General features: G+C 68.8%; 7 protein-coding genes, 1 tRNA gene, 1 other RNA gene and 2 pseudogenes. 5 read left to right on the top strand and 6 right to left on the bottom strand.

The window, feature by feature from the left end; genetic code table 11:
* Together ADK57_RS30050 and ffs are read right to left on the bottom strand one after the other, a co-directional pair.
* The gene (locus ADK57_RS30050) at positions 1 to 1,479 is read right to left on the bottom strand and encodes a DNA polymerase III subunit gamma and tau (protein ID WP_420711914.1); all 1,479 of its coding nucleotides are present in this window, start codon (positions 1,477 to 1,479) and stop codon (positions 1 to 3) included.
* Positions 1,480 to 1,538: 59 nt separating this feature from the next.
* Positions 1,539 to 1,637, bottom strand: an RNA gene (gene ffs / locus ADK57_RS46585) — signal recognition particle sRNA small type.
* Positions 1,638 to 1,709: 72 nt separating this feature from the next.
* On the opposite strand from ffs, the gene ADK57_RS30045 reads away from it, so the two are divergent.
* Positions 1,710 to 1,797 (top strand) — tRNA-Ser (locus ADK57_RS30045).
* A gap of 297 nt (positions 1,798 to 2,094) precedes the next feature.
* Here ADK57_RS30045 and ADK57_RS52605 read toward each other — a convergent pair.
* Positions 2,095 to 2,601 (bottom strand): annotated as a pseudogene (locus ADK57_RS52605) (integrase core domain-containing protein); the annotation flags it as partial.
* A 415-nt stretch (positions 2,602 to 3,016) separates the two neighbouring features.
* Between ADK57_RS52605 and ADK57_RS30035 the strand changes: the two are divergent.
* Positions 3,017 to 3,307 carry a hypothetical protein gene (locus ADK57_RS30035; RefSeq protein WP_053752754.1) on the top strand — a complete coding sequence of 97 codons (291 nt, stop codon included), beginning with the start codon at positions 3,017 to 3,019 and terminating at the stop codon, positions 3,305 to 3,307.
* 299 nt (positions 3,308 to 3,606) lie between these two features.
* On the opposite strand, the gene ADK57_RS30030 is transcribed toward ADK57_RS30035, so the two are convergent.
* On the bottom strand, positions 3,607 to 3,873 hold the full coding sequence (locus ADK57_RS30030) for a DUF6959 family protein (RefSeq protein WP_053752753.1): 267 nt from the start codon (positions 3,871 to 3,873) through the stop codon (positions 3,607 to 3,609).
* Between the two features lie 490 nt (positions 3,874 to 4,363).
* Between ADK57_RS30030 and ADK57_RS30025 the strand changes: the two genes are divergently transcribed.
* From ADK57_RS30025 to ADK57_RS30015, 3 genes are all read left to right on the top strand, one after another.
* Positions 4,364 to 6,793, top strand: a complete 2,430-nt coding sequence (locus tag ADK57_RS30025) for a helicase-associated domain-containing protein (RefSeq protein WP_053752752.1) — start codon at positions 4,364 to 4,366, stop codon at positions 6,791 to 6,793.
* Positions 6,794 to 6,911: 118 nt separating this feature from the next.
* Entirely contained in the window at positions 6,912 to 7,127 is a 216-nt protein-coding gene (locus ADK57_RS30020; RefSeq protein ID WP_053752751.1) for a type II toxin-antitoxin system VapB family antitoxin, read from the top strand.
* A complete protein-coding gene (locus tag ADK57_RS30015) occupies positions 7,124 to 7,546 on the top strand; it encodes a PIN domain nuclease (RefSeq protein ID WP_053752750.1) in 423 nt (140 codons plus the stop codon). Before ADK57_RS30020 ends, ADK57_RS30015 begins: the two co-directional genes overlap by 4 nt.
* 29 nt (positions 7,547 to 7,575) lie before the next feature.
* On the opposite strand, the pseudogene ADK57_RS51500 reads toward ADK57_RS30015, so the two are convergent.
* Both ADK57_RS51500 and ADK57_RS30010 read right to left on the bottom strand, forming a co-directional pair.
* Positions 7,576 to 8,163 (bottom strand): annotated as a pseudogene (locus ADK57_RS51500) (hypothetical protein); the annotation flags it as partial.
* Between the two features lie 111 nt (positions 8,164 to 8,274).
* Positions 8,275 to 8,682, bottom strand: coding sequence for an SseB family protein (locus tag ADK57_RS30010; protein ID WP_053752749.1), 408 nt, complete (start codon positions 8,680 to 8,682; stop codon positions 8,275 to 8,277).
* Between the last annotated feature and the right edge of the window lie 299 nt (positions 8,683 to 8,981).

Below are 8,981 nucleotides of genomic sequence, written 5' to 3'. Positions count from 1 at the left end.
TCACGGCTGCTGAGGCGGTTGGGGGTGTTGGCTTTGCGGGGGCTGGGGTGGCTGCTGGGTGGTGTGGTCGGGGTCGGCCGCGCGTGCGACGTGAGCCGCAGCGGGTGCCGGTCCTCCGGTCATGGGTGCCCCCTGCTCGGAGGGCATGCCCGGCGCGGCGGCCCCCGCTCCCGCCGGTGCCCCGGAAGCCCGTACCGCAGCGCGAGCCGCGGCCGCACCGCCCCCCGGCGGAACCTGCGCGGCTCCCGCCTGCGCCTGGGCATGCGCGTCGGGCCCCGGGACGTATCCCATGGCCGGCGCACCGCCCCCCGCCGAGAAGTTCACGCCGCGCTCGATGCGGTCCAGGCGGGCCATCACCGAACGCTCGTCGCCGTACGCGGCGGGCAGCAGCACGCGCGCGCAGATGAGTTCGAGCTGAAGGCGGGGGGAGGTGGCGCCGCGCATCTCGGTCAGCCCCTCGTTGACGAGGTCGGCGGCACGGCTGAGCTCCGCGGCGCCGAAGGTGCCGGCCTGGGCCTGCATCCGCTCGATGACGTCGGCGGGGGCGTCGATGAGTCCCTTCTCCGCGGCGTCCGGCACGGCGGAGAGGATCACCAGGTCCCGCAGCCGCTCCAGCAGGTCGGCGACGAACCGCCGGGGGTCGTTGCCCCCCTCGATGACGTGGTCGACGACCTCGAAGGCGGCGGCGCCGTCGCCGGTCACGAAGGCCTCGACGACGGAGTCGAGAAGCGACCCGTCCGTATAGCCGAGCAGGGAGGTCGCCATGGCGTACGTCACACCGTCCGCCCCGGCCCCCGCGAGCAGCTGGTCCATGACGGACATCGAGTCACGCACGGAACCGGCACCGGCCCGCACGACGAGCGGCAGCACCCCGTCCTCGACGGGGATCCCCTCCCGCCCGCACACCTCGGCGAGGTACTCCCGCAGGGTCCCGGGAGGCACGAGCCGGAACGGATAATGATGGGTCCGCGACCGAATGGTCCCGATGACCTTCTCGGGCTCGGTGGTGGCGAAGATGAACTTCAGGTGCTCGGGCGGCTCCTCGACGACCTTGAGGAGTGCGTTGAAGCCGGCCGACGTGACCATGTGGGCCTCGTCGATGATGTAGATCTTGTACCGGCTGCCCGCGGGCCCGAAGAAGGCCTTCTCCCGGAGATCACGGGCGTCGTCCACACCACCGTGCGAAGCGGCGTCGATCTCGATGACGTCGATGGAGCCGGGGCCGTTCCTCGCGAGGTCCTGGCAGGACTGGCACTCCCCGCACGGGGTCGGCGTGGGCCCCTGCTCGCAGTTCAGGCACCTGGCCAGAATCCGCGCACTGGTCGTCTTGCCGCACCCGCGCGGACCGCTGAACAGGTACGCGTGATTGACCCGGTTGTTCCGCAGCGCCTGCTGCAACGGGTCGGTTACATGCTCCTGCCCGATGACCTCGGCGAACGACTCCGGGCGATAGCGGCGGTACAACGCGAGAGACGACACGCATACGAGGTTATAGGCGCCCACTGACATCGGGCCGCGCCCACAGGTCTCACCCCTGCAACGCAAGCGCCCCCCACGCACCCGCCAGAGCCAACCTACCCTTGCTGCCTTCCGGCCCTGGGGGAGTTCAGTCAGATAGCGCCGCGTGAGGGGCTGCGCCCACAGTACCTGATGCCGGCCAGGGGGAACGAGTTCGCGAGCACTCCTCAACGTCTTGTATTGTTTGCGGCGGAGGATTCGCCTAGAGGCCTAGGGCGCACGCTTGGAAAGCGTGTTGGGGGCAACCCCTCACGAGTTCGAATCTCGTATCCTCCGCCAGTGCCTCACCGGGCACGATGTCGAAGGGCCCCACCGTTCGCGGTGGGGCCCTTCGACGTGTTCCGTCTCAATTTCCGTCTCAGTTGGTTTCTTCCTGGCCGTCGGCGCCGGTGCCGGGCAGCACCCAGAGCACGTGGCGCCGGTGCCGGGCAGCACCCAGAGCACGTCTCCGACTTGCTGAGCGACCTTGCGGAGCATGGCCCCGGTCACGTGCATGTACCGAGCGCGCATCCGGGCCGCTCCCCCGGGCTCCCAACCCATGATCGAGTCGATCACGACGTCCGGGACGCCGAGGATCACCACCGAGGTGTCGGCCCAGAACGTCACCGTCAGCCCCGAGCGGGAAGGACCGAGCCAGAACTGCTTGCCCGCGACCTGCAGATTCCCACTCGCGGGCACCACCCGCTCGAACTCCACCGGCCCGCCCTCGTCCACCTGCACCGCCAAAGGAAGAGAGGCAGGAGCAGGCACCGCTTCGACCGGATCCGGCACCGCAGCGGGAGCCGTCCGCTGCTGCGGCACCAGGACAAGCACTCCGGGGATCTTCAGGCCCAGCACATCCCGTTCCTGCTCAGGAACCGGGGTGAACCGGTCCGTCGGGGACTGCATGTCCAGGGCCTGATGCGGCCGGACACAGTTGTACTCCTGAACCCACACATCCAGCGCCGCCTGAGCCTCCTCGAGGCTCTCGAACGCTCCGCAGTCGTCGAGGAGTTCACGCCGCAGCGTCTGATGGAACCGCTCGACCTTGCCCGTCGTGGTCGGGGAGGCCGGCTGGGTGAGCCGGTGCGCGATCCCGTTCTCCATGTCACAGGTGCCTGACTCGCCCAGAAGGCCGAGAAGCAAGCATCGCCAAAGTGGTGCCCCCATCCAGCCACCGAAGACCAGGAACAAGAGCGACTCTGCCACCGAGAACAGCGATCACGAGTGAGTCTTTGGTGACGCGGACAGGCGGTGGCGGACCATCGGACGCCCCGTCGCACCTGCATCGGCGCGCATGTGTCGGCCGAGCCCTGGGCCGTCTCTGGGCCGTGCGAGGGTGCCCGAGACCGATCGACGACGACCGACAGTGACAGTCGAGCTACCGCCGCTGACGGAGAATCCCCAGGTCACAGCCCCCCGACCAAACGGGTTACCACCTAAGGGTGGACCTCAGGCAAGATGGGGTGTTTCTTTCCGTCGGCGGCAGCGCTGCCCGGCATGTCCTGGGGGGACTTGCGTGATCACTGCTGTTTCGGACGGGCACGACCCGGCCTACCAGCTCCAGACGAGCGTGCTCACGCTGATCTTCGGTGTAGCACTCATCAGCGTCGGGTGGATGCTGCGGCGAATGGGGCGGCTACCCGCGTATCTCGACATCAGGCAGAAGGCGTTGGGCTCGATGGTGCCGCAAGAGGGCCGGAGTGCTGGCGTCGGAAGGCTCGGCGCAGCCCTGATCACCATGGGCGGGTTCTTCCTCTTCGGTACCGCCTTCCTCGTACTCGGCGCGCTTGGTGTCCTCGGTCCCTGAAAACAGGATCGGCAAGAGCCACGCCCGCTTCAGAGTGAGTGTCTAACTGCGTGACAACGCCGACGGACGGCGGCGGACGATCGCGGACACCTGCGGAGCGTCGCAGCAGGTGAGAGTCACCCCAACCTCTGGGCGAGCGCTGCGGCGAGTTGCTTCGGGACGAAGAGGTCTCTCGGCCAGGCGGATGCGCCAGCAGTACAGCAGCCAAGTACAGCAACCGGCCCCGCCTGGCAGCGTCCATGAAGGACCGCAGCGCAACCGGTATGACCGCCACCGACCGATCCACATAGAGCTACGGATCAGAAGGGGTGTCGCTCTCCGTGGGCGTCGAGAGCATCGGTGTAGCGCTGTAGCTTCGCCCCGAGTTCCTCCTGGAGGAGGCTTGCCGCTTGGCGGGCCTCCTCCAGATCGCCGGCCGCGCAAAGTTCGACGAGTTCGGCTACGTCGGCGGAGAGGATCCTGAGGGTGTCGCCCTGGACCAGGACTCCAGGAAAGCGACGGCCAGGCAGGCGCACCACAGCGTCGTTGCCGCCATCGGTGAACAGCTCGGCTTCCACTCGTTCCATCGGGTCCCCGTCTCAGTTTCCGTCTCATTCAGCTTGGTTCAGGGCCATTCGCAGCGGACCCGAGGCCGATGCCAGTAGCACTCTCGGACAGCCGTGAACGCAGCTGAACGACCCTGAACGACGCCCACCATCCCAGTTGGAAAGCGTGTTGGGGGCAACCCCTCACGAGTTCGAATCTCGTATCCTCCGCAGCCGCCTGAACAGGCGAAACGAAGAGCCGAGCCGCAATCGTGGCTCGGCTCTTCGTCGTGCGCTGGTTGCAGTTTCGGTTGCGTTTATATCTGCCGATCAGGAACATTTCGGCGAGCGGGTGGCCGGATCTTCTACTGCCGTCGGCTCGTCTCGTCGGGCTGGGCCCGCGGCGGGGAGGTGCCCCAGGCTCTGTCTTCGTACGGCATCCGCGGATCATGGAACTGCGCCATCCTTGACCTTGGCGCCGAAGCAACTTCGGCCCGCCTGTGACGTTCCCTGTCTGTCGAGGTGCACCCTCATGAAGTCCCGATCGACGCTTGCGACTTGGCTGAGCGAACTCGACAATTCCCGCCTGGCACGCGTACTCGCCATGCGGAAGGACGCAGCCTCCTCTCCGGAACCACGCTCAGTGGGGGAACTGGCGGACCGTCTCCAACGTCCGGGGTCCGTGGCACTCGTCCTGCCCCAGCTCACGCTGCCGTGCTTGCAGGCCGCCGAGGCGCTGGCAGCCCTGGGAGCACGAGCGACCCGGGACAGCCTCGCGGAGTTGCTCGGCTCGACATCCCCTGCGGCGGTACACGCGCTGGACGCGACCCTGGAGGCGCTGTCGGATCGGGCGCTCGTGTGGCACGACGGCAGCGAGGCACTCCGCATGCCTGCGCCCTTGCGGCAGGCGTGGAGCACGCCCCTGGGACTTGACGCCCCGCTGGAAGAGCTGCTGACCGGCACCTCCTCGGAGGAACTGCGCGGCATGCTGGCGGTCCTGGGTATCAAGCCACCCGGCACCAAGCAGCAGCGACTAGCGGCTCTCGTGGAGCATCACAGTGGCGCGGAACGGGTCGCCGCGTTGGTGGCGGGGGCACCGGCGGCCACACGGAAGTTGCTTGAGCAGAGCGCCAGGTCCACGCCGCGTCAGTCACTGTTCGTCGTGTTCGGGGCTCCTGGCCGCGACCTCCAACCAGGCGCTCGATGGGCACTCGACCGCGGGCTTCTGCTCCAGGACCGTCACCGGTACGGGCCCGTCCGGATGCCGGTCGAGGTGGCCTTGGCTCTGCGGGGCCCCGATTGGCATGCTCCGTTCGAACCTCTGCCGCCCGTCACACAGTTGGTGCCCATCACCTCCTCGGAGGTGGAGCGGGAGGCCGCGGTGGCCGCCACCGCGTTCGCGGCCCATGCCGCCTCCGTCCTTTCGGCATGCGCGACCGCTCCACCGACCCGGCTGAAGTCGGGAGGGATCGGCGCGCGCGAACTGGCCCGGCTCGGCAAGGCCGCCCAAGCGGACGACGCCGTCGTACGCATCACCCTGGAGACCGCGTACGCCACCGGACTGCTGGCCCGCGACGGCGATCGCGTACCTCCCACCGAGGCTTACGACGCCTGGGCCGAGCAGGAGCCCGCAGAACAACTCGCCGTACTGCTCCGGGCATGGCGGGACCTGCCGCTCACCCCCACCCGGGCGCGCGACGAAGACAACAAGGCTCTTCCCGCGCTCGCCGGTGCGCCTGACTGCGGCGGCTGTCTGCAGGCCCGCCACGGGCTGCTCACCGCGGCAGCGGGGCTCCCGGCAGGACAGGGTGTGAAGGTCGCTTCGGAGCTGGGGCCGCTCGTGGCCTGGCACCGTCCGCTCGCCGACGACGCCTCGCCCGAGGACACGGCACCGTTCAGCACCGTGATCCGCGAAGGCGAACTGCTGGGCGTGCTGGCACGGGGTGCGCTGTCCCCGCTCGGTGCCCACCTGGCGGCCCACGCCGACGAAGAGCTCGACATCACGGCCCGGCGGCTGCTGCCCCCCGCGACCACGACGGCCCGGATCGGCGCCGACCTCACCGCCGTCGTCACCGGCACCCCGTCCGCGCGACTCGCGGCGCTGCTGGATTCGATGGCCGACCGGGAGACCAGTGGCACGGCGTCGGTATGGCGCTTCAGTGCCGGCAGTATCCGCCGGGCCCTGGACGCCGGCCGCACCCCGGACGACATCACAGCCGACCTGGCAGCCGGCTCCGCCACGGCCCTGCCACAGCCGCTGACCTATCTCATCGCCGACACCGCACGAGGTCACGGTCGGGTGCGCGTCGCCCCCGCGGCCTGTGTCATCCACGGCGACGAACCCGCGCTCCTGGCCGAACTCGCCGCCCACCGCGCACTGTCCAAGCTCGCCCTGCGGCAGCTCGCCCCGACGGTCCTGGTCAGCGGCAGCCCACCCGCGACGACTCTCGCCGCGCTCCGTGCTGCGGGCTACGCCCCGGTCGCCGAGACCGCCGGGGGAACGGTGCGCATCGAAAAGCGCCTGCCGCAGAGGGCCGCCGCTGCCGTCCCGCCCCCGCGAAGGAACGCCGGGCGGCGCGGCCCCCGGACGACCGCAACCGGCGCCTCGGACCTGCCCACCGACGCCGGGATGGACGTCCTGGCCGACCGGCTGCTCAAGGCCCCGCCCATCGCACCGGACCCCGACCCGTTCGGCAGCGGGGTGCCTTTCGCGACGGACACCGAGGAGATCGTCGCCGGATACGCGAAGCACCTGCCGTACAGCGATGTCCGCCAGGTCGCCCATGCCATCGACACCGGTGCGGCCATCACGGTCGAGTACATCGCCACCTCGGGCAACCGGACCGTACGCACCCTCAGCGCCCTGGAACTCGACCCGCCCTACCTCGACGCCTGGTGCCACCTGCGCGAAGCGGAACGTGTCTTCACTCTCTCCCGCATCCATGGAGTGATGCCCGCGTAGGACTCGGCGGCCAGGCCGGGTGCCCGGGTGCCCGGATGCCCGGATGCCCGGGTGTGCCACCTCGCGGGGCACCTCGCGAGATATACTCAACCCCACATTTGATATCAGGGAGGAACTCGTGAGTCGGACGGTTATCGACCTGGACGACGACCTGGTCGCGGACGTTGCAAAAGCCCTCGGGACGAGCACCAAGAAGGAGACAGTCAACACCGCTCTTCGCGAGGTGCTGGAGAGTAGGCGTCGCGCCCTGGCTCTCGCCCGGCTGCGGGCTGCGGCCGGGGACGGCGCATTCGATCTGGAGCTGTTCGAGAACAAGGGGAACTACCGCCGGTGAACGCGGCCCAGTTCCTGATCGACACCAGCGCGCTCGCTCGGTTCATGCGCGAGGACGCGGAGCAGTACGGCTGGGACCAGGCAGCAGCCGCCGGGCTCATCGCCACCTGCCCGATCACCGAGCTTGAGTTCTTCTACAGCGCCCGGTCGGCCGCCGACAGGGCGCGCGGCATCGAGGACATGCGACTGATCTTCGGTTGGGTTCCCGTCGACGACCGCGCCTACGACCGCGCCTGGCAGGTCCAGGAGGCTCTCACCAAACAGGGAAAGCATCGCAGTGCGGGTGCGGTGGATCTCGTCGTCGCCGCGACGGCCGAGCTGCAAGGGCTCACCCTCCTGCACCGCGACCACGACTTCGCCTGCATCGCAGCAGTGACCGGCCAGGCTCTCCAGTGGTACGGCCCGGAGAGCGGCAAATAGGCGGGCGATGGTTGCAGTTCTGGTTGCATTCACCTTCGTACAGCACCGTGCAGGAGCCCCACCTGCCACAGCCGCACCGCAGGCCAGAACGCTCCCGCACACCCCTGCACCCCTGCACCCCTGCACCCCTGCACCCCTGCACCCCTGCACCCCTGCACCCCAAGACGAACATTTGGAAAGCGTTTGGGGGCAACCCCTCGCGAGTTCGAATCTCGTATCCTCCGCCAGTGCCTCACCGGGCACGACTCGAAGGGCCACCGTTCGCGGTGGGGCCCTTCGACGTTGTCCGTCTCAGTTTCCGTCTCAGTTGGTTTCTTCCTGGCCGTCGGCGCCGGTGCCGGGGCGCCGGTGCCGGGCAGCACCCAGAGCACGTCTCCGACTTGCTGAGCGACCTTGCGGAGCATGGCCCCGGTCACGTGCATGTACCGAGCGCGCATCCGAGCCGCTCCCCCGGGCTCCCAACCCATGATCGAGTCGACCACGACGTCCGGGACGCCGAGGATCAGAAGCACGGTCGCGGCGGTGTGGCGAGTGTCATGAAGGCGGCCGTTCCGGACTCCGGCGTCCCGAAGCAGCCGCTTCCAGGTGTGGAAGTCGGTGTTCGGGCTCAAGCCACCGACGGTTAGGCGATCTTCCAAGCTAGCTACACGGGTTCGATGCCCGTCACCCGCTCCATACGCATCGGGGCCGGGCCGAAGGGTCATTGCTCCGGCCCGGCCCTGATCGTTTCAGGCGAGGCAGCGTGCGAGCAGCCACCGCGCTTCGTGTGCGGACAGGGTCAGCGAGTCCTCGTTCCCGGCATCGATGACCAGCACCACTTCGTCGGTCGGCCAATGAGCGGCCAGCTGCCGCAAGGTGACAGGCCGGTAGCAGGGCACCCGGGGAAAGGCGCTGAGCAGCCGCTCCTCCGAGGTGAAGACCATGACCGCGGGGGCGAAGTTCACGCTTTCGATCACCGGCAGCACAAACCGCACGAACTCACTGCGGTCACGCGTGTATCGGATCCCGCTGACCGCCGGGATCAACACATCACAACCCGCCAGCGCCTCCAATGCCCGGCTGTCGGGTGCTCTGGCCAGTTGACACAGAGCGTCCCGCGCCACTGCCTCGAAGAGCTCTGCGGGGATCTCAGTCATGACGCCGTTCCTTTGCTGGACGAGCCAGCCACTCGATACATCGCCGCCTACCCGCGATCGGCCCGATCATGCGGGGACCGGTCTCGGCGGTGCCGTATAGGCAGTTTTCACAGGTGTCGTACGTCCGGACCACTCGAAGCCGAGGCTGCGGGGCTACGTGACCAGCCGTACCCGAGCGCGGAGCGAACAGGCCGGCGTATCCGTGCCGTCTACGTCAGACGCCAGTGCCTCACCGGGCACGATCTCGAAGGCCCCGCTGCTTGCAGTGGGCCCTTCTGCGTGCGCCGCTCGGCGGTGCG

This window comes from Streptomyces sp. MMG1533 (assembly GCF_001279775.1).
Taxonomy (GTDB): Bacteria; Actinomycetota; Actinomycetes; order Streptomycetales; family Streptomycetaceae; genus Streptomyces.
This window is presented reverse-complemented; position numbering and strand designations above follow the sequence as displayed.

What these genes read in the sequence shown, in the direction of transcription:
- ADK57_RS30030 (WP_053752753.1), bottom strand. Translation starts at nt 3,873, where the DNA reads ATGGAACGAGTGGAAGCCGAGCTGTTCACCGATGGCGGCAACGACGCT.
- ADK57_RS30025 (WP_053752752.1), top strand. Translation starts at nt 4,364, where the DNA reads ATGAAGTCCCGATCGACGCTTGCGACTTGGCTGAGCGAACTCGACAAT.
- ADK57_RS30010 (WP_053752749.1), bottom strand. Translation starts at nt 8,682, where the DNA reads ATGACTGAGATCCCCGCAGAGCTCTTCGAGGCAGTGGCGCGGGACGCT.